Raw genomic sequence first — 19,206 nt, forward strand, 5'->3', positions numbered from 1 at the left:
GGCCTGGGGATTTCCCGCCACACCGCGTGGTCCGATCCGTTAGTCTTGCCCCATCTTGGAAGGGAGTCGCCTATGTTTGAATCCGCTGAAATCGGTCACGCCATCGACAAAGACACCTACGACGCTGAAGTCCCTGCCTTGCGTGAAGCCTTGCTGGAGGCACAGTTCGAACTCCAGCAGCAAAAGCGCTTTCCGGTCATTGTGCTGATCAATGGCATTGAAGGGGCGGGCAAGGGCGAGACGGTCAAGTTGCTCAACGAATGGATGGACCCGCGCCTGATCGAGGTCCGCACCTTCGACCAGCAAACCGATGAAGAACTGGCCCGACCGCCGGCCTGGCGCTACTGGCGGCAACTGCCGGCCAAGGGGCGGATGGGCGTGTTCTTCGGCAACTGGTACAGCCAGATGTTGCAGGGCCGGGTGCACGGTCACTTCAAGGATGCGGTGCTGGACCAGGCGATCAATGGTGCCGAACGCCTGGAGCGAATGCTCTGCGACGAAGGCGCGCTGATCTTCAAGTTCTGGTTCCATCTGTCCAAGAAGCAGATGAAGGCCCGTCTCAAATCACTCCAGGATGACCCCCTGCACAGCTGGCGTATCAGCCCGCTGGACTGGCAGCAGTCGGAGACTTACGACCAGTTCGTGCATTTCGGCGAGCGGGTGTTGCGTCGTACCAGCAACGACTATGCACCCTGGCATGTAATCGAAGGGGTCGATCCCCACTATCGCAGCCTGACCGTGGGCAAAATCCTCCTTGAAGGCTTGCAGACCGCGCTCAAGACCCGGGATGCCAAGCCGCGCCCGAGCAATGCCGCGCCGCTGCTTTCAGGGGTGGACGAACTCAGCCTGCTGGACAGCCTGGACCTGAGCCAGCACCTGGACAAGGACGACTATGAAGAACAGTTGATTACCGAGCAGGCGCGGCTGGCTGGTCTGCTGCGGGACAAACGCATGCGTCGGCACGCGTTGGTGGCGGTGTTCGAAGGCAATGACGCGGCGGGCAAGGGCGGAGCGATCCGCCGGGTCGCGGCGGCGCTCGATCCGCGGCAGTACCGCATCATTCCTATCGCCGCCCCCACCGAGGATGAACGCGCCCAGCCTTATCTCTGGCGGTTCTGGCGGCATATCCCGATGCGCGGCAAGTTCACCGTGTTCGACCGTTCCTGGTATGGCCGTGTGCTGGTGGAGCGGATCGAAGGCTTCTGCAGCCAGGCTGACTGGATGCGCGCCTACAGTGAAATCAACGATTTCGAGGAGCAACTGAGCGAAGCCGGGGTGATCGTGGTGAAGTTCTGGCTGGCCATCGACAAGCAGACCCAACTGGAGCGCTTCCAGGAACGCGAGGATATTCCGTTCAAGCGCTTCAAGATCACCGAAGACGATTGGCGCAACCGCGAGAAATGGGACCTGTACCGCGACGCCGTCGGCGATATGGTCGACCGGACCAGCACCGAAGTGGCACCCTGGACGCTGGTGGAAGCCAATGACAAGCGCTGGGCCCGGGTCAAGGTGCTGCGCACGATCAATCTGGCCGTCGAGGCGGCCTTCGCAAAGCGTGGTAAGAAGGGCAAGGCGAAGTAGGACGATGGCCGCGCATACGCCGGATGAATGATTGTCGCGGTCGGGAATCGGGTGGGCTTATGCTCGCTTGATCTTTCCAACCGACAACAACAATCAATGAGGTGGGCCATGCGTGAAGTGGTGATCGTCGACAGCGTGCGGACAGGCTTGGCCAAGTCCTTTCGCGGCAAATTCAACCAGACCCGGCCGGACGACATGGCGGCCCATTGCGTCAATGCCTTGCTCAGCCGCAACGGTATCGACCCGGCCAGTGTCGAAGACTGCATTGTCGGTGCCGGCTCCAACGAGGGGGCCCAGGGCTACAACATTGGGCGCAACGTTGCGGTGTTGTCGAAGCTGGGCAGTGGCACCGCCGGCATGACCCTCAATCGCTTTTGCTCGTCGGGCTTGCAGGCGATCGCCATTGCCGCCAACCAGATCGCCTCCGGCTGCAGCGACATCATCGTTGCCGGTGGCGTCGAGTCCATCAGCCTGACGATGAAAAGCGTCAACACCGACAACCTGATCAACCCGCTGCTCAAGGAGCAGGTGCCGGGGATCTATTTCCCCATGGGCCAGACCGCCGAGATCGTCGCCCGTCGCTACGGCGTCAGTCGCGAGCAGCAGGACCTTTACGCGCTGCAAAGCCAGCAGCGCACCGCCGCCGCTCAGGCCGCCGGGCTGTTCGATGATGAAATCGTGCCCATGGCCGTGACCTATGCGGTCGAGGACAAGGCCAGCGGGCAGATTCAGCGCCTGGCGGGGGTGGTGGAGCGTGATGATTGCAATCGTCCGGACACCACGCTGGACAGCCTGGCCGGTTTGAAGCCGGTGTTTGCCGAAGACGGTTCGGTGACCGCGGGCAACTCCTCGCAACTGTCCGATGGCGCCTCGATGACCCTGGTGATGAGCCTGGAAAAGGCCCTGGAACTGGGGCTTACGCCCAAGGCCTTGTTCCGCGGTTTTGCCGTGGCCGGCTGTGAACCGGACGAAATGGGGATCGGCCCGGTGTTTTCGGTACCGCGGCTGCTCAAGGCCAAAGGCCTGAATGTGGCGGACATCGATCTGTGGGAGTTGAACGAGGCGTTCGCCTCGCAGTGCCTGTACAGCCGTGATCGGTTGGGCATCGACAACGCCAAGTACAACGTCAACGGCGGTTCGATTTCCATCGGCCATCCGTTCGGCATGACCGGCTCGCGCCAGGTCGGGCACCTGGTGCGCGAGCTGCAACGACGCAAGCTGCGTTATGGCATCGTCACCATGTGCGTGGGCGGTGGCATGGGCGCGACGGGATTGTTCGAAGCGTTGCTCTGAGGCGCAAGGGTTTGCCAGCGATAGCGATGCAAGATGTGCCGTCGCTATCGCCAGCAAGCCGGCTCCTACAGGACGAAGTTTCACCGCGCAATACCGTCTCACCTCGGCGGTTGTGGCAGCCGGCTTGCTGGCGATGGCGGCCGCAAGGGCAATGCAACGCCAAGGGATAGACCTGCCGTCGCTGGCTACAGGGGCTGGCTGGCCTTGATATCCTTGGTCAGTTGCATGCGTTTTACATACGACTGAGTTTCACGCTCGGCATCGGTTCGGGTAAAAAACGGCCCTTCCAGGGTGTTTTCCCGGGTGCTGAAAAAAAACTGGCCGTTGATGGCCGTCACCCGATGACTGCGGAAATGGGTGGCCTCGGTGTTGTCTTGTGCGCGTTTGCCGAACATGGCGAAATCTCGCTGATGAACGTGGCTGTCAGAAATCCAGCATAAAACTTATGAAGATAGCGCGCCTGATCGTCCGATCAATGGTCGAGGCCATTTTATTGGCGCCGCTTCTGGCACGCTCAAGGTCGCATCGAGCGGCCTTCCCCAGCTGTGTTGCCGCCCCTGCACGGCCTAGAATGACGACTTCCCCCACACGTCCACAGGACTCTTCATGCACATCTCATCCGGTCGCTGGGGTTACGGTCTGTTCCTGGCGCTGCTGACCTCGGTGCTCTGGGGCATCCTGCCGATCAAGCTCAAGCAGGTGTTGCAGGTGATGGACCCGGTGACCGTGACCTGGTACCGGTTGATCGTGTCGGGGGGCTGTCTTTTCGTCTATCTGGCGACGACCCGGCGTTTGCCCAGCCGCCAGGTCCTCGGGCCGCGAGGTGGCTGGCTGGTGCTGATGGCGGTGCTCGGCCTGGTGGGCAACTACGTGTTTTACCTGATGGGCTTGAATCGGCTCAGTCCTGGCACCGCACAGTTGGTGGTGCAGATGGGGCCGATCTTCCTGTTGATCGCCAGCCTGTTCGTGTTCAAGGAACGCTTCAGCCTGGGGCAGGGGATCGGCTTGCTGGTGCTGCTGTTCGGCTTTGGTCTGTTTTTCAACCAGCGCCTGGGTGAATTGCTGACGTCCCTGGGGACTTATACCGCCGGGGTGCTGCTGGTGTTGCTGGCGTCCACGGTCTGGACCTTCTACGCCTTGAGCCAGAAGCAACTGCTGACGGTGTGGAATTCGTTGCAGGTGATGATGGTCATCTACCTGTTTTGCGCCTTGTTGCTCACCCCTTGGGTGCACCCGGTCGAAGTCTTGCAATTGAGCCCGTTGCAGGGTTGGTTGTTGCTCGGTTGCTGTCTCAATACCCTGGTGGCCTACGGCGCCTTTGCCGAAGCCTTGGCGCACTGGGAAGCCTCGCGGGTCAGCGCGACCCTGGCGATCACGCCCCTGGTGACCTTTGCCGCGGTGGCCCTGGCGGCCTGGCTGTGGCCCGGGTTCGTGCAGCCCGAAGACATCAATGGCCTGGGGTATGGCGGCGCGTTGCTGGTGGTGCTGGGCTCGGCGCTGGTGGCGTTGGGGCCGTCGCTGATGGCCGGGCTCAAGGCCCGGCGTGTGCGCCAGGCGGTGAATCCATAACGACCCCGTTGCAGGTATTTGCGCCCTTCTGTAGGAGCGAGCTTGCTCGCGATGGTCGTCGACGATGACGCGGGAATCCTGATGGTTCGCGGTGCTCCGGTTATCATCGCGAGCAAGCTCGCTCCTACAGAGGGCGCGCGCGTTCGGCATTAGCCGTTCTTTCCGGATTCGAGCATGTTCTCCGGTCGGACCCAGGCGTCGAACTCCGCATCGGTCAGGTAACCGAGGGCCAACGCCGCCTCACGCAAGGTGAGGTTTTCGCTGTAGGCCTTCTTGGCGATCTGTGCCGACTTGTCGTAGCCGATATGCGGATTCAACGCGGTCACCAGCATCAGGCCACGCTCCAGGTGCGCGGCCATCTGCACCGGGTCGGGTTCCAGTCCGGCAATGCAGTGCTGCTGGAAGTTGCTGCAACCATCCCCGAGCAGGCGGATCGACTGCAGCAGGTTATGGATGATCACCGGCTTGAAGACATTGAGTTGCAGATGACCCTGGCTGGCCGCAAAGCCGATGGTCACGTCATTGCCCATGACCTGGCAGGCCAGCATCGACAACGCCTCGCACTGGGTCGGGTTGACCTTGCCGGGCATGATCGAACTGCCCGGTTCGTTGGCCGGCAACTTGACCTCGGCAAACCCGGCACGGGGCCCGGAGCCGAGCAGGCGCAGGTCGTTGGCGATTTTCATCAGGGCCACGGCGAGGGTTTTCAGGGCGCCGGAGAGCGTGGTCAAGGGCTCATGGCCGGCCAGGGCGGCGAACTTGTTCGGTGCACTGATGAACGGCAAGCCGGACAGCGCCGCCAGTTCGGCGGCAACCGCTTCGGCAAAACCATGGGGCGCATTGAGCCCGGTGCCGACGGCGGTGCCGCCCTGGGCCAGTTCGCAGACCGCCGGCAATGCCGAGCGAATCGCCCGCTCGGCATAGTTCAGTTGGGCGATATAGGCCGAGACCTCCTGGCCGAAGGTGATTGGCGTGGCATCCATCATATGGGTGCGCCCAGTCTTCACCAGCTTCATATGCCGTGCCGCCAGTTCCGCCAGCCCACCGGACAGTTCGGTAATCGCTGGCAGCAACTGCTGATACACCGCCTGGGCGGCGGCGATGTGCATGGCGGTAGGGAAACAGTCGTTGGAGCTCTGGGAGCGGTTGACGTGATCGTTGGGGTGTACTGGCAACTTGCCGCCGCGGCCCTTGCCGGCCAGCTCATTGGCGCGTCCGGCAATCACTTCGTTGGCGTTCATGTTGCTCTGGGTACCACTGCCGGTCTGCCAGACCGCCAACGGGAACTGGTCGTCATGCTTGCCAGCGAGCACTTCGTCGGCGGCCTGTTCGATCAGTCGGGCGATATTGGCGGGCAGGTCGCCATTGCGGTTGTTGACCCGGGCCGCGGCCTTCTTGATCAGTGCCAGGGCATGCATGACCGCCAGGGGCATTTTTTCCGTGCCGATGGCGAAGTTGATCAGCGAACGCTGGGTCTGGGCGCCCCAGTAGGCCTCTTCCGGTACGTCCACCTGACCCAGGCTGTCGGTTTCGATGCGACTCATGCGGTTTCACTCCTGATGGCGGGTTAGCGCAGTTTAGGTCCTGATCGAACGCTTGGGTTCCCTTCCAGGTTTTACTCTCTTCGCGACCGTTGGACACCCCGCGCTTGCCACGGGGTTGAGTGACACACTTTGTTAGGCGCAGAATGGTCGCCCTTGGGGTTTTACCTCGCCTGTTTAGAAAGGACACCCGATGACCCGTCTTCGTGCCATCTGTACCGCGGTTGCTCTGGTATGCGCCAGCGGCCAGGTTTTCGCCGATACCGCCAGCCACAATGCCAGTGCCGAAGCTTTTCTGACATTGGCCCATGCCGACAAGCTGGGAACCCCGGTCTACGCGCAAGTGCAGCAAATGTTTGCCCAGCGTTTCGAGCAGACCCAGGCACCGGCCTCGAAAAAGCCGTTGCTCGACACCTACCAGGCCAAGGCCAATGCCGCCCTGGACCAGGCCATCGGCTGGAACAAGCTGAAGCCGGACATGGTCAAGCTCTACACCGACAACTTCAGCGAATCCGAACTCAAGGACCTGGTCGCGTTCTACCAGTCGCCGCTGGGCAAGAAGGTCCTGGAGAAAATGCCGCAGCTGACCCAGCAATCGGCCCAGATGACCCAGGCCAAGCTGGAAAGCGCGGTACCGGTGGTGAACAAGCTGCTGGAAGACATGACCAACGAGCTGACGCCGAAGGCGCCAGCACCTGCGGTCAAGAAAAAGCCGTAAGCGGAGCCTGAAATGAGCATGCAGCAACGTATCGAAACCGCACTGAGCGCCCTGCAACCCGAGCATCTGCAAGTCCTGGACGAAAGCCATATGCACAGCCGTGGGTTGCAGACCCACTTCAAGGCGGTGCTGGTCAGCGCACAGTTTGTCGGGTTGAACAGCGTCAAGCGCCACCAGAAGGTCTACGCCACCCTGGGTGATCTGATGAGCGAATTCCATGCGTTGGCCCTGCATACCTACACCCCTGAAGAGTGGGTGAAAATCGGCGCGGCCCCGGCATCGCCGGTCTGCGCCGGCGGAGGGCATTGATGCTGGTTTTTTGACCGGTGTTTTTTTGCTAGAATCCGCAACGCGCCGCACTGTCGGCGCGTTTTTTTTGCACCCGGTTCGCCCTTTGCGAGGGCAGCCACCTGGAGAGCATCACCCATGACTCAACCCATAGTCGTGGCGGCACTTTATAAGTTCGTCACTCTGGAAGATTACGTTGCCCTGCGCGAGCCACTGTTGCAGGCCATGGTCGACAACGGCATCAAGGGCACCCTGCTGATCGCCGAAGAGGGCATCAACGGTACCGTTTCCGGTAGCCGCGAAGGTATCGACGGCCTGCTGGCCTGGCTCAAGCTGGATCCGCGGATGGTCGACATCGACCACAAGGAATCCTATTGCGACGATCAGCCCTTCTATCGGACCAAGGTCAAGCTGAAGAAGGAAATCGTCACCCTGGGCGTCGAGGGCGTGGACCCGAACAAGCAGGTCGGCACCTATGTCGATCCGCGGAACTGGAATGCGCTGATCGCCGATCCGGAAGTGCTGCTGATCGACACCCGTAACGATTATGAAGTCTCGATCGGTACCTTCGAAGGCGCCATCGACCCGAAAACCACCAGCTTTCGCGAATTTCCCGACTACATCAAAGCCCATTTCGACCCGTCCCGGCACAAGAAAGTCGCGATGTTCTGTACCGGTGGCATTCGCTGCGAAAAGGCCTCCAGCTATATGCTCAGCCAGGGTTTCGACGAGGTCTATCACCTCAAGGGCGGGATTCTCAAGTACCTCGAAGAGGTGCCCCAGGAGCAGAGCAAGTGGCAGGGCGACTGCTTTGTCTTCGACAATCGCGTTACCGTGCGCCATGACCTGAGCGAAGGCGACTACGATCAATGTCATGCCTGCCGTACACCGATCAGCGTCGAGGAGCGTGCCTCGGAGCACTATGTGGCCGGGATCAGTTGCCCACATTGCTGGGACACCTTGAGCGAGAAAACCCGTCGCAGCGCCATTGACCGCCAGAAGCAGATCGAACTGGCCAAGGCGCGTAACCAGCCGCACCCGATTGGTTACAATTACCGTCAATCTTCCGAGGGCTGAATCATGTCCGCGCGCCTGCTGTATATCATGGACCCGATGTGTTCCTGGTGCTGGGGGTTTGCCCCGGTGGCCGAGGCACTGGTCAAGCAGGCGCAGGCGGCGGGTGTCGAACTGCACCTGGTGATGGGCGGCTTGCGCACCGGCAGCGGCGCCGCGCTGGAGCCGACGACCCGGCGTTATATCCTCGAACACTGGCAGGCAGTCACCGAGACCAGCGGCCAGCCGTTCAAGTTCGAGGGTGCCTTGCCCGACGGTTTTGTCTACGACACCGAGCCGGCCTGTCGGGCCGTGATCACCGCCCGTAGCCTGGCGCCGGACTGTGCGTGGACGTTGGTGGGACTGATCCAGCGGGCCTTTTATGTCGAGGGACGGGATGTCACCCAAGCCAGTGTGCTGGTGGAGCTGGCGGAGCAAGCCGGTTTACCGCGCATCGAGTTTGCCGGTGCCTTCGACACGGCCGAGCAGCATGCGGCCACCGCCGCCGATTTTACCTGGGTCCAGGACCTGGGGATTGCCGGTTTCCCGACCTTGCTGGCCGAGCGTAATGGCCAGTTGGCGCTGCTGACCAATGGCTACCAGCCACTGGCTGAACTTGCTCCGCTGCTCGGCCGTTGGCTGGAGCGCGCGGCCTGTGCTTGAGCCGCCCGCCCCTGAAGCCGTCAAACCACCTGCGGACCGCCTGAGCTGGGCCGAAATTCGGCTGCTGGCGCTGCGGCATAAAAAAGCGCTGTGGATCGCCAACACGGTGGCCGTGCTGGCGACCTTGTGCAGCGTGCCAATCCCCCTGCTGTTGCCGCTGTTGGTGGACGAGGTCCTGCTAGGGCACGGCGATGCCGCACTCAAGGTGATGAACCACCTGCTGCCCGACACCTGGCAGCGCGCCGTCGGCTATATCGGCCTGATGTTGCTGGTGACCCTGACCCTGCGCTGTGGGGCCCTGGTGTTCAACGTGGTGCAGGCGCGGCTGTTCGCCGGGCTGGCCAAGGACATTGTCTACCGCATCCGTATCCGCTTGATCGAACGCTTGAAGCGCATTTCCCTGGGCGAGTACGAAAGCCTCGGCAGCGGCACCGTGACCACGCACCTGGTGACCGACCTGGACACCCTGGACAAGTTCGTCGGCGAAACCCTGAGCCGCTTTCTGGTGGCGATGCTGACGCTGCTGGGCACCTCGGCGATCCTGGTCTGGATGCACTGGAAGCTGGCGCTGCTGATCCTGCTGTTCAACCCGTTGGTGATCTATGCCACGGTACAGTTGGGCAAGCGGGTCAAGCACCTGAAGAAACTGGAAAACGACAGCACCTCGCGTTTTACCCAGGCCCTGACCGAGACCCTCGATGCGATCCAGGAAGTCCGCGCCGGCAATCGCCAGGGCTTTTTCCTCGGCCGCCTGGGTACCCGGGCCCGGGAAGTACGTGACTACGCGGTGGCTTCGCAATGGAAAAGCGATGCTTCGAGCCGGGCCACGGGGCTGCTGTTCCAGTTCGGCATCGATATCTTCCGCGCGGCGGCGATGCTCACGGTGCTGTTCTCCGACCTGTCCATCGGCCAGATGCTCGCGGTGTTCAGTTACCTCTGGTTCATGATCGGGCCGGTGGAGCAGTTGTTGAACCTGCAATATGCCTTCTATGCCGCCGGCGGTGCGCTTGAACGGATCAACGAACTGCTGGCGCGTGCCGACGAGCCGCAGTACCCCGGTGGCGTCGACCCCTTCGCTGGGCGCGACACCGTGGGTATCGAGGTACAGGCCCTGAGTTTTGCCTATGGCGAGGAGCCGGTGCTCGATCAGTTGGACCTGTCCATCGCTCCCGGTGAAAAGGTCGCGATCGTCGGGGCCAGCGGCGGCGGCAAAAGCACCCTGGTGCAACTGCTGCTGGGGCTGTACACCCCCCGCTCCGGGACCATTCGCTTCGGTGGCGCGTCCCAGGCCGATATCGGCCTGGACACCGTGCGCGAGAACGTCGCGGTGGTATTGCAGCACCCGGCGCTGTTCAATGATACGGTCCGCGCCAATCTCACCATGGGCCGCGAGCGCACGGATGAAGCTTGCTGGCGGGCACTGGAAATTGCCCAGCTCGACGCTACGATCAAAGTGTTGCCGCAGGGCCTGGACAGCATTGTCGGGCGTTCCGGGGTGCGTTTGTCCGGTGGCCAGCGTCAGCGCCTGGCGATTGCCCGGATGGTCCTGGCCGAGCCCAAGGTGGTGATCCTCGACGAAGCGACCTCGGCGCTGGATGCGGCCACCGAGTACAACCTGCATCAGGCCCTGGGCCGGTTTCTCAGTGGTCGTACAACGTTGATCATTGCCCATCGCCTGTCCGCGGTGAAACAAGCGGATCGGGTGCTGGTGTTCGATGGCGGGCGGATCGCCGAGGATGGTGATCATCAGCAGCTTATTGCCGATGGTGGCCTATACGCCAAGCTGTACGGGCATCTGCAAAAAATTTGACGCACTTGAGTTTTGCCGGGTTTTCTGTGCTTAGTGATTGAATTGGCTGACGGAAATACTTTTTTCTCTGTGCGTGCGAGCGATGGATTGATATCCAGATATCTGGAAGGGCGGCGCTGATCCCTTCGATATCGTGGAAATTAGCCTAGTCTGTGCTATCAGGAGTGGATTTCTCTCGAGTGCTCATCTGGCAGTGCTGATGCAAGGGATCTCATGAAGCAAACGCGGACTCTCGGAACGCCACGGCTGTTGGGCATCGTCTGGCCATTTATCGCTGTTGTCCTGTTTCAGGCCTTGCTGGGTGGCCTGAGCTTGTATGTACTTTCCGCCGTGCGCGGTTATGTGGCGGGCGAGAGCCTCTGGTCCAAAGGCCAGAAGGACGCTATCTATTACCTCAACCTGTACGCCGACAGCCGCGACGAAACGATTTTCCGCAAATACCAGGAGGCGATTGCCGTGCCCCAGGGCGGCCACGACCTGCGGATCGCCCTGGATGCGCCGACTCCGGACCTGGCGGCCGCTCGGCGTGGAATCCTGCAAGGCGGCAACCACCCCGACGATGTCTCCAGCATCATCTGGTTGTACCTGAACTTCCGACACTTCAGCTATCTGGAGCGGGCCATTGAAAAATGGACGGTGGGCGACACTTATCTGGTGCGGCTGGACAGTGTCGCCCAGCAGATGCACCGGGCGATCTCCGTCAACCAGGAGAGCAATAGCGATATCCAGCGCTGGAAGAGCCAGATCTTTGCCATCAATGATGGCGTGACGCCAGCGGCGAAAGCCTTCAGCGACGCCCTGGGCGAAGGTTCACGGGTCATCCTGCGCTTGCTGTTGATCACCAACCTGGCCACCGCCCTGGGGCTGATTGCCCTGGCCTTGCTGCGCACACACAAGTTGCTGGCCCAGCGCCATGCCTTTGCCGATGCCTTGCAGCTGGAAAAAGAGCGGGCGCAGATCACCCTGGAGTCGATTGGCGACGGGGTCATCACCACCGATGTGGAAGGCGCCATCGCCTATATGAATCCGGCCGCCGAACACCTGACCCACTGGAAAGCCGGGCAGGCCTATGGCTTACCCCTGGCGGCGCTGTTCAACCTGCTCGACGAAAATGCCCAGGACGAAGGTTTTACCCTGATCGAACATATTCTCAGTGGCCGGCTGAGCGGTGGCAGCGAGCATTCCAAGCTGATCCAGCGCCTGGACGGCAGCACCGTGTCGGTGACCCTGGTGGGGGCGCCGATCCGCAACGCCGGCAAGGTCAGTGGCACGGTGCTGGTGTTGCACGATATGACCCAGGAGCGACAGTACATCGCCAACCTGTCCTGGCAGGCCACCCACGATGCCTTGACGGGCCTGGCCAACCGGCGCGAATTCGAGTATCGCCTGGAACAGGCGCTGTATAACCTGAGCCGCCAGCCGGCCCGTCATTCGTTGATGTTCCTCGATCTGGACCAGTTCAAGCTGGTCAATGACACCTGTGGTCATGCGGCCGGCGATGAATTGCTGCGGCACATCTGTGCCTTGCTGCAATCGGGGTTGCGCGAGGGCGATACCCTGGCCCGCCTGGGCGGTGACGAGTTCGGCATATTGCTGGAAAATTGCCCGTCGGAGGCGGCGGAAAAAATTGCCGAAGGCCTGCGACAGACCGTGCAGAACCTGCATTTTGTCTGGAAGGGGCGCCCGTTCGTGACCACGGTCAGTATCGGCCTGGTGCACATCGCCCAGGCTCCGGCCACCCTGGAGGCCTCGCTGCGGGCGGCGGACATGGCCTGCTACATGGCCAAGGAAAAGGGCCGCAACCGGGTTCAGGTCTATCACGCGGACGATTCGGAGCTGTCCTTGCGCTTTGGCGAGATGGCCTGGGTCCAGCGTTTGCACATGGCCCTGGAGGAAAATCGTTTCTGCCTGTACGCCCAGGAAATCGCCGCGCTGGGGCACGCCGATCACAGCGGTGGCCATGTGGAAATCCTCCTGCGTTTGCACGACGAGGCCGGGCGGATGATCCTGCCCGACAGCTTTATCCCGGCCGCCGAGCGTTATGGTCTGATGACCCAGCTCGATCGCTGGGTGGTGCAGAACGTCTTCAAGGTCATCGCCGAATGCATTGCCCAGCAACGCGAGGGGGCGATGGCGATGTGCGCGATCAATCTGTCGGGCACCACCATTGGCGACGAGGGTTTCCTCGGCTTCCTGCATGAGCAGTTCAAGCAGCACGGCATTCCGCCGGATATGATTTGTTTCGAAATAACTGAAACCAGCGCCATTTCCAACCTTGGCAGCGCTATCCGATTTATCAATGAACTCAAGAACTTGGGCTGCCGGTTCTCCCTCGATGACTTTTGTGCGGGAATGTCTTCGTTCGCTTATCTCAAACATTTGCCTGTAGACTTCCTGAAGATCGATGGAAGTTTCGTAAAGGATATGCTGGACGACCCGATTAACCGCGCCATGGTCGAGGTGATCAATCACATCGGCCATGTCATGGGGAAGCGAACGATTGCTGAATTCGTTGAAACACCGCAGATCGAGCAGGCCCTGTTCGAGATCGGTGTCGACTATGCTCAGGGCTACATTATCGAGCGACCGCAGTTGTTCACCTGTGACAGTCTGTTGTGTCGACCCGCGCGACCTCGGCCTCTGCTGTTCAAGGCGCCTGGCACATTCCGCTGAAACCTTTGCTGATCTGCTTAAATCACCACTCAGAAGGAGCCCGACAGTGATCGACATTTTCAGCAGAACCGGCCCGCTTATGGAGGCCTCCAGCTACCCCGTGTGGGCGCAGCAGCTCATTCAGGACTGTAGCGAGAGCAAGCGCCGGGTTGTCGAACACGAACTTTACCAGCGGATGCGCGACAACAGGCTGAGCGCGAAAACCATGCGCCACTATCTTATTGGCGGCTGGCCGGTGGTTGAACAGTTTGCGTTATACATGGCACAGAACCTCACCAAGACCCGTTTTGCCCGTCATCCCGGCGAGGACATGGCGCGGCGTTGGCTGATGCGCAATATCCGTGTGGAGCTGAATCACGCCGACTATTGGTTGCATTGGAGCCGCGCTCACGGCGTGACCCTCGAGGACCTGCAGGCGCAGTTGGTAGCGCCCGAGTTGCATGCGTTGAGTCATTGGTGTTGGCATACCAGTTCGGCCGATCCACTGATCGTGGCGATTGCCGCGACCAACTACGCGATCGAAGGAGCCACTGGCGAGTGGTCGGCGCTGGTCTGTTCGACGGGGGTCTATGCCGCGGCATTTGCGGATGAAGACCGCAAGCGTGCGATGAAATGGTTGAAGATGCACGCTCAGTACGATGATGCCCATCCGTGGGAAGCGTTGGAGATCATCTGCACCCTGGCCGGCAACAATCCCGCCAAGGCCTTGCAGGTCGAGCTACGGCAGGCGATCTGCAAGAGCTACGACTACATGTACCTGTTCCTCGAACGGTGCATGCAACTGGAGCACGCGGAAAAGGCTCCGGTCGCCCGTGAGCGCCAGGCCGCTCTCGCCGAGGGTTGACTGGTCATGTGGGTAGCACCTCGATCCTGAGTTCGATGCAGTCACTGTGGGAGCCGGCTTGCCGGCGATAGCGGCCGATCAGGCGATGCAAGGCTCACTGGCCTCATCGCCAGCAAGCTGGCTCCTACAGGGATTGCGTGCAGTCTTGAATTTCCGGTTTGTGTCGTGGGTTCAGCCCGCCATTGCCAGGCGGTTGCGACCTTCGCGCTTGGCCACATACAGCGCGTTGTCCGCGCGGCGCAGCAGGCTTTCCGTGGATTCGCCCGGCAACAGCGTGGCGCAACCCAGGCTCACCGTCAGATTGATCCGTTGGCCATCGCATTCGTGGTCCTGGGCTTGCGCCGCATAGCGCAGGCGTTCACCGACCATTGCCGCGGCCTCGCGATGGGTATTGGACAGCAGGATCAAAAACTCTTCGCCGCCATAGCGGAATACCCGGTCGACATTGCGCAGTTGCTCCTTGATCGAGGCCGCGACGATCTTGAGCACCTTGTCGCCGGCGCAGTGTCCGTGGTTGTCATTGATCTGTTTGAAGTGATCGATATCGAGCATCAGCACCGAGATCGGCTGGCCATGGCGACGCGCCAACTCGAACTCCCGCTGCAAGGCCAGCTCCATGGCGATACGGTTGCCGGTTTCAGTCAGCGGGTCGCGCAGTGCGCAGCGCGTGGCGGCACGATAGAGCAGGGCGTTGCGCATGGGGTACAACAGGCTTGCCAGCAACGATTCCAGATTGCCCAGTTCCTGTTCGTTGAAGCGGGTGCCACGGCGGAATATCAGTTCGCCCAGATGCTCACCTTCATGGCTGAGGCTGTAGCTGATCGAGTGATGGCCGCGATGGCCGAACTCCAGACGCAAGTCGCTGCCCGGGTGCAGGTAGCTCAAGGCGTCCAGGGGTACCACGCGCTGGATCTCGCGAAAGAAGATGTCCAGGATACGCTCAGGCTCCAGGCTGGTTTGCAACTGCTGGGCCAGTTGATGGCGCAGTTGAGCCAAGCTGATGGGGCGTTGTTGGCTGGACGGGAGTTGGCCAAAGCCCAGACGTTGCAATCTGGCGCGATCAAAATCAATTGCGTTGGTCTGGGTCGGCGTTTTCATGGTGGCAAGCCCCTAAGCACAGCATACGGTCTTACAGGGTGGGCGAGAGCGGCTTGGGGCCGCTCTCGCGCTGCGTGATTAAAGAAGTTAGAGCGAAAGTCGTGCCAATCGCTTCAACCGAATAAAAGTCGTTTGAATTCAGGGTGTTGATTTTTCGGGGCGAGCGCCAGCAGCCGACAGGGGCGGCAGTTGTTTGACTTGCGCTGATGGCTTTTTTGGATTATTTCACTGTGCGCCGGTATTCCGGCGCGTGCGGCGGGATGACGCGGAGGGGGTTATTGGGCGTCGAAAGCCTGGCCGTTGACGCCGCTGCTGTCGGGCCCCATCAGGTACAGGTAGACCGGCATGATTTGCTGCGGCGTCGGGTTGTTCTCCGGGTTCTCGCCAGGATAGGCTTGGGCGCGCATGCCGGTGCGGGTGGCGCCGGGGTTGATGCTGTTGGCGCGCACCGGTGCGACTGTCTCGAGCTCATCGGCCAGGGTCTGCATCAGGCCTTCGGTGGCGAACTTGGATACGCCGTAGGCGCCCCAGTAGGCGCGGCCTTTGCGGCCGACGCTGCTGGAAGTGAAGATCACCGAGGCGTCCTGGGACAGCTTGAGCAGGGGCAGCAAGGTGCTGGTCAGCATAAACATGGCGTTGACGTTGATGTGCATGACCCGCATGAAATTTTCCCCGGACAACTGCTCCAGTGGCGTACGCGGGCCGATGATCGAGGCGTTGTGCAGCAGACCATCGAGGTGGCCGAACTCGGTTTCGATCATGGCCGCCAGTTCGTCGTACTGGTGTGGCAGGGCGGTTTCCAGGTTGAAGGGGATCACCGCCGGTTGAGGGTGGCCGGCGGCTTCGATCTCGTCATAGACCTGGCTCAGGTTGGCTTCGGTCTTGCCCAGCAGCAGTACGGTGGCGCCGTGGGCGGCGAAGGTCTTGGCGGCAGCGGCGCCGATGCCACGGCCGGCACCGGTGACCAGGATGACGCGGTCCTTGAGCAGGTCGGGGCGGGCGGAATAATCGAACATGGTTAAACCTCTACAAATGTAAAACAGATAGGCGGCTCACCGCGCACGTTGTAGGCGCCGAGCTTGCTCGCGATGGACGTCAGCGATAGCGCGGGGCGTCTGATACCCCGCGGTGCCTGAACCACCATCGCGAGCAAGCTCGCGCCTACAGAGATGCGTAGGCGCGGTGTTTGCCAGATCATCGGTCAACAGCTGCACAGCGCGTTATCCAATACCTTGCGTAGTTCCAGCGGATGATCGACCACCACATCGGCGCCCCAGTGATCGGGGTTGTCGTCCGGGTGGATGTAGCCGTAGCGCACCGCCGCGGTGCGGGTACCGGCGTCCCGTCCGGATTCGATATCGCGCAGGTCGTCGCCGACGAACAAGACGCTGGCCGGGTCGAGGTCGAGCATCTTGCACGCGAGGATCAGCGGCTCCGGGTGGGGTTTGCTGTTCGTCACATGGTCCGGGCAGATCAGCAGCGCCGAGCGCTCTGCCAGCCCCAGCTGTTGCATGATCGGCTCGGCGAAGCGCAGCGGCTTGTTGGTGACCACGCCCCAGAGCAGATTGGCCTTCTCGATATCGGCCAGCAACTCGGCCATGCCGTCGAACAGGCGGCTATGGACGGCGCAGGCCTTGAGGTAGCGCTCAAGAAATTCCTGGCGCAAAGCCTCGAAGCCCGGCGACTCGGGGTCCATCATGAAGGTCACGGCGACCATGGCGCGGGCACCGCCGGAGATCTCGTCGCGAATCGACCGGTCGGCAATCGGTGGCAGGCCGCGCTCGGCGAGCATGGCCTGGCAGATGGCGATAAAGTCCGGCGCTGTGTCGAGCAGGGTGCCGTCCATGTCGAAGAGAACCGCTCTCAAGCGCATCGGTTACTCCTCGCGCAGGGTCTGGATCATGTAGTTGACGTCGACGTCCGCCGCCAGCTTGTAGTGCTTGGTCAGAGGATTGTAGGTCAGGCCGATGATGTCCTTGACCGCCAGTCCCGCCTCGCGGCTCCAGGCGCCCAACTCGGAAGGGCGGATGAATTTCTTGAAGTCATGGGTGCCGCGTGGCAGCAGGCCCATGATGTATTCCGCGCCGACAATGGCGAACAGATAGGCCTTGGGGTTGCGGTTGATGGTGGAGAAAAACACCTGGCCGCCGGGCTTGACCATGCGAAAGCAGGCGCGGATCACCGAGGACGGGTCGGGGACGTGTTCGAGCATTTCCAGGCAGGTCACCACATCGAACTGCTCGGGCATTTCCTCGGCCAGGGCTTCGGCGGTGATCTGCCGATACTCGACGCTGACCCCGGATTCCAGCTGGTGCAACTGGGCCACGGCCAGGGGGGCTTCGCCCATGTCGATGCCCATGACGGTGGCTCCGCGCTGGGCCATGGCTTCGCTGAGAATGCCGCCGCCGCAACCGACGTCGAGGACCTTCTTGCCGGCAAGCTTGACCCGCTCGTCGATCCAGTTGACCCGCAGCGGGTTGATGTCGTGAAGCGGCTTGAACTCGCTTTCACGGTCCCACCAGCGATGGGCGAGGGCTTCGAACTTGGCGATTTCAGCGTGGTCGACGTTGCTCATGGACTATCCTCTAAAGCTTGGAAATCGGGTTGATGCCGCCCGCCGGGCGTTGCGTCATCTTCAATTCAATGCGCTCTATGGCGCGTCAATCAGTGTGCCTGAGCGCCAATGCGCTGGCCCCAGGCCCGGGCCGTGGCGCCCAACTGCTGTTCATCCAGGCGGGTCAGGCGCCGGTCTTCGAGCAGTGGCTTGCCGCCGACCCAGACATGTTGCACGCAGTCGCGACTGCTGGCGTAAATCAGTTGCGACACCGGATCATAGATCGGCTGCTGGGCCAGGCCGGACAAGTCGAAGGCGACAATGTCCGCGGCCTTGCCGACTTCCAGCGAGCCGATCTCCTGTTCCAGGCCAAGGGCACGTGCGCCATTGAGCGTCGCCATGCGCAACGCGCGGTGGGCGTCCAGGGCGGTGGCGGAGCCAGCGACGGCCTTGGCCAGCAGGGCGGCGGTGCGGGTTTCGCCGAGCAGGTCGAGGTCGTTGTTGCTCGCCGCGCCATCGGTGCCCACGGCCACGTTCACGCCGGCTTGCCACAAGCGCTCCACCGGGCAGAAGCCGCTGGCCAGTTTCAGGTTGGATTTCGGGCAGTGGATCACGCTGGTGTTGCTTTCTACCAGCAGTGCCAGGTCGTCATCGCTGATCTGGGTCATGTGAACGGCCTGGAAGCGTGGGCCGAGCAAGCCCAGGCGGCCCAGGCGTGCCAGCGGGCGTTCGCCGCGTTGTTCCTGCGACTGCTGCACTTCGAAGGCGGTTTCATGCACGTGCATGTGGATCGCGGCGTCGAGTTCTTCGGCGATAACCCGGATTTTTTCCAGATTTTCGTCGCCAACGGTGTAGGGTGCATGGGGACCGAAGGCGATCTTGATCCGTGGATGGTGCTTGAGGTCGCCGAACAGCTCGACGGCCTGACGCAACGACTCATCGGCGCTGGCGGCGCCGGGGATCGGGAAATCGAGGATCGGAATGGCGATCTGTGCGCGAATGCCGCTGTTGTGCACGCGTTCGCTGGCGATTTTAGGGAAAAAATACATGTCCGAGAAACAGGTGATGCCACCCTTGAGTTGCTCGGCGATGGCCAGGTCCGTGCCATCGCGGACGAAGGCTTCGTCGACCCATTTGGCTTCAGCGGGCCAGATATGCTGTTCCAGCCAGGTCATCAGTGGCAGGTCGTCGGCCAGGCCGCGAAACAGCGTCATGGCGGCATGGCCATGGGCATTGACCAGGCCGGGGGCGAGGAGCATCTGCGGCAACTCGCGGACTTCCTTGGCGCCGAGTTTCAAGGCCTCGGCCCGGGGGCCGATAAAGGCGATACGTCCGTCACGAATGCCCAGGCCATGCTCCTTGAGTACCACGCCGGCGGGTTCGACAGGGACCAGCCAGGTCGGCAGCAGGAGAAGATCGAGCGGGGCGGCGGTATTCGGCATCGTGGACAGCTTCCGGGCTTTAATCTGAAATAATGGCGAAGTATACCCGAGCGTCCTCACCGGGGGATCGCTATAATCG

At 61.6% G+C, this 19,206-nt stretch carries 17 protein-coding genes; 10 read left to right on the forward strand and 7 right to left on the reverse strand.

Features of this window, described 5'->3' with window-relative positions; translation table 11 throughout:
* The first annotated feature begins 72 nt into the window (after positions 1–72).
* Together pap and AC07T0_RS03265 are read left to right on the forward strand one after the other, a co-directional pair.
* Complete coding sequence (gene pap, locus AC07T0_RS03260) at positions 73–1,581, forward strand: polyphosphate:AMP phosphotransferase (protein ID WP_494999823.1); 1,509 nt, start codon at positions 73–75, stop codon at positions 1,579–1,581.
* A 108-nt stretch (positions 1,582–1,689) separates the two neighbouring features.
* Positions 1,690–2,874, forward strand: a complete 1,185-nt coding sequence (locus tag AC07T0_RS03265) for a thiolase family protein (protein ID WP_494999824.1) — start codon at positions 1,690–1,692, stop codon at positions 2,872–2,874.
* A 185-nt stretch (positions 2,875–3,059) separates the two neighbouring features.
* Here AC07T0_RS03265 and AC07T0_RS03270 read toward each other — a convergent pair whose 3' ends face one another.
* Positions 3,060–3,269: a DUF6316 family protein gene (locus AC07T0_RS03270; RefSeq protein WP_494999825.1), complete on the reverse strand. Its 210-nt coding sequence runs from the start codon at positions 3,267–3,269 to the stop codon at positions 3,060–3,062.
* 211 nt (positions 3,270–3,480) lie between these two features.
* Here AC07T0_RS03270 and AC07T0_RS03275 point away from each other — a divergent pair, with 211 nt between their 5' ends.
* On the forward strand, positions 3,481–4,443 hold the full coding sequence (locus AC07T0_RS03275; protein WP_494999826.1) for a DMT family transporter: 963 nt from the start codon (positions 3,481–3,483) through the stop codon (positions 4,441–4,443).
* Between the two features lie 149 nt (positions 4,444–4,592).
* Here the strand turns inward: AC07T0_RS03275 and AC07T0_RS03280 are convergent, their stop codons facing one another.
* Entirely contained in the window at positions 4,593–5,987 is a 1,395-nt protein-coding gene (locus AC07T0_RS03280; RefSeq protein ID WP_494999827.1) for a class II fumarate hydratase, read from the reverse strand.
* A 190-nt stretch (positions 5,988–6,177) separates the two neighbouring features.
* Between AC07T0_RS03280 and AC07T0_RS03285 the strand changes: the two genes are divergently transcribed.
* The 7 genes from AC07T0_RS03285 (at position 6,178) to AC07T0_RS03315 (ending at position 14,033) form a co-directional block, all read left to right on the forward strand.
* Entirely contained in the window at positions 6,178–6,702 is a 525-nt protein-coding gene (locus AC07T0_RS03285; protein ID WP_494999828.1) for a DUF2059 domain-containing protein, read from the forward strand.
* A 12-nt stretch (positions 6,703–6,714) separates the two neighbouring features.
* A complete protein-coding gene (locus AC07T0_RS03290) occupies positions 6,715–7,011 on the forward strand; it encodes a BolA family protein (protein WP_494999829.1) in 297 nt (98 codons plus the stop codon).
* 117 nt (positions 7,012–7,128) lie between these two features.
* Positions 7,129–8,067 carry an oxygen-dependent tRNA uridine(34) hydroxylase TrhO gene (gene trhO, locus AC07T0_RS03295; RefSeq protein ID WP_494999830.1) on the forward strand — a complete coding sequence of 313 codons (939 nt, stop codon included), beginning with the start codon at positions 7,129–7,131 and terminating at the stop codon, positions 8,065–8,067.
* Between the two features lie 36 nt (positions 8,068–8,103).
* Positions 8,104–8,706 carry a DsbA family protein gene (locus tag AC07T0_RS03300; RefSeq protein WP_494999879.1) on the forward strand — a complete coding sequence of 201 codons (603 nt, stop codon included), beginning with the start codon at positions 8,104–8,106 and terminating at the stop codon, positions 8,704–8,706.
* Positions 8,636–10,516, forward strand: coding sequence for an ABC transporter ATP-binding protein (locus tag AC07T0_RS03305; protein WP_494999831.1), 1,881 nt, complete (start codon positions 8,636–8,638; stop codon positions 10,514–10,516). Before AC07T0_RS03300 ends, AC07T0_RS03305 begins: the two co-directional genes overlap by 71 nt.
* Positions 10,517–10,729: 213 nt before the next feature.
* Positions 10,730–13,189, forward strand: a complete 2,460-nt coding sequence (locus AC07T0_RS03310) for an EAL domain-containing protein (RefSeq protein WP_494999832.1) — start codon at positions 10,730–10,732, stop codon at positions 13,187–13,189.
* A 79-nt stretch (positions 13,190–13,268) separates the two neighbouring features.
* Entirely contained in the window at positions 13,269–14,033 is a 765-nt protein-coding gene (locus AC07T0_RS03315) for an iron-containing redox enzyme family protein (protein WP_494999880.1), read from the forward strand.
* A gap of 171 nt (positions 14,034–14,204) precedes the next feature.
* Here the strand turns inward: AC07T0_RS03315 and AC07T0_RS03320 are convergent, their stop codons facing one another.
* The 5 genes from AC07T0_RS03320 to AC07T0_RS03340 all read right to left on the reverse strand — a co-directional run bounded on the left by AC07T0_RS03320 (position 14,205) and on the right by AC07T0_RS03340 (position 19,127).
* Positions 14,205–15,131: a GGDEF domain-containing protein gene (locus AC07T0_RS03320; protein WP_494999833.1), complete on the reverse strand. Its 927-nt coding sequence runs from the start codon at positions 15,129–15,131 to the stop codon at positions 14,205–14,207.
* A 275-nt stretch (positions 15,132–15,406) separates the two neighbouring features.
* Complete coding sequence (locus AC07T0_RS03325; protein ID WP_494999834.1) at positions 15,407–16,147, reverse strand: YciK family oxidoreductase; 741 nt, start codon at positions 16,145–16,147, stop codon at positions 15,407–15,409.
* 185 nt (positions 16,148–16,332) lie between these two features.
* Positions 16,333–17,004 (reverse strand): N-acetylmuramic acid 6-phosphate phosphatase MupP, encoded by a 672-nt coding sequence (gene mupP / locus AC07T0_RS03330; protein ID WP_494999835.1) that lies wholly within the window; start codon positions 17,002–17,004, stop codon positions 16,333–16,335.
* A gap of 3 nt (positions 17,005–17,007) precedes the next feature.
* Positions 17,008–17,706, reverse strand: a complete 699-nt coding sequence (gene ubiG / locus AC07T0_RS03335) for a bifunctional 2-polyprenyl-6-hydroxyphenol methylase/3-demethylubiquinol 3-O-methyltransferase UbiG (RefSeq protein WP_100939083.1) — start codon at positions 17,704–17,706, stop codon at positions 17,008–17,010.
* 89 nt (positions 17,707–17,795) lie between these two features.
* Positions 17,796–19,127 (reverse strand): TRZ/ATZ family hydrolase, encoded by a 1,332-nt coding sequence (locus tag AC07T0_RS03340; RefSeq protein ID WP_494999836.1) that lies wholly within the window; start codon positions 19,125–19,127, stop codon positions 17,796–17,798.
* Between the last annotated feature and the right edge of the window lie 79 nt (positions 19,128–19,206).

It is taken from the genome of Pseudomonas sp. GW821-FHT04D07 (assembly GCF_059420225.1).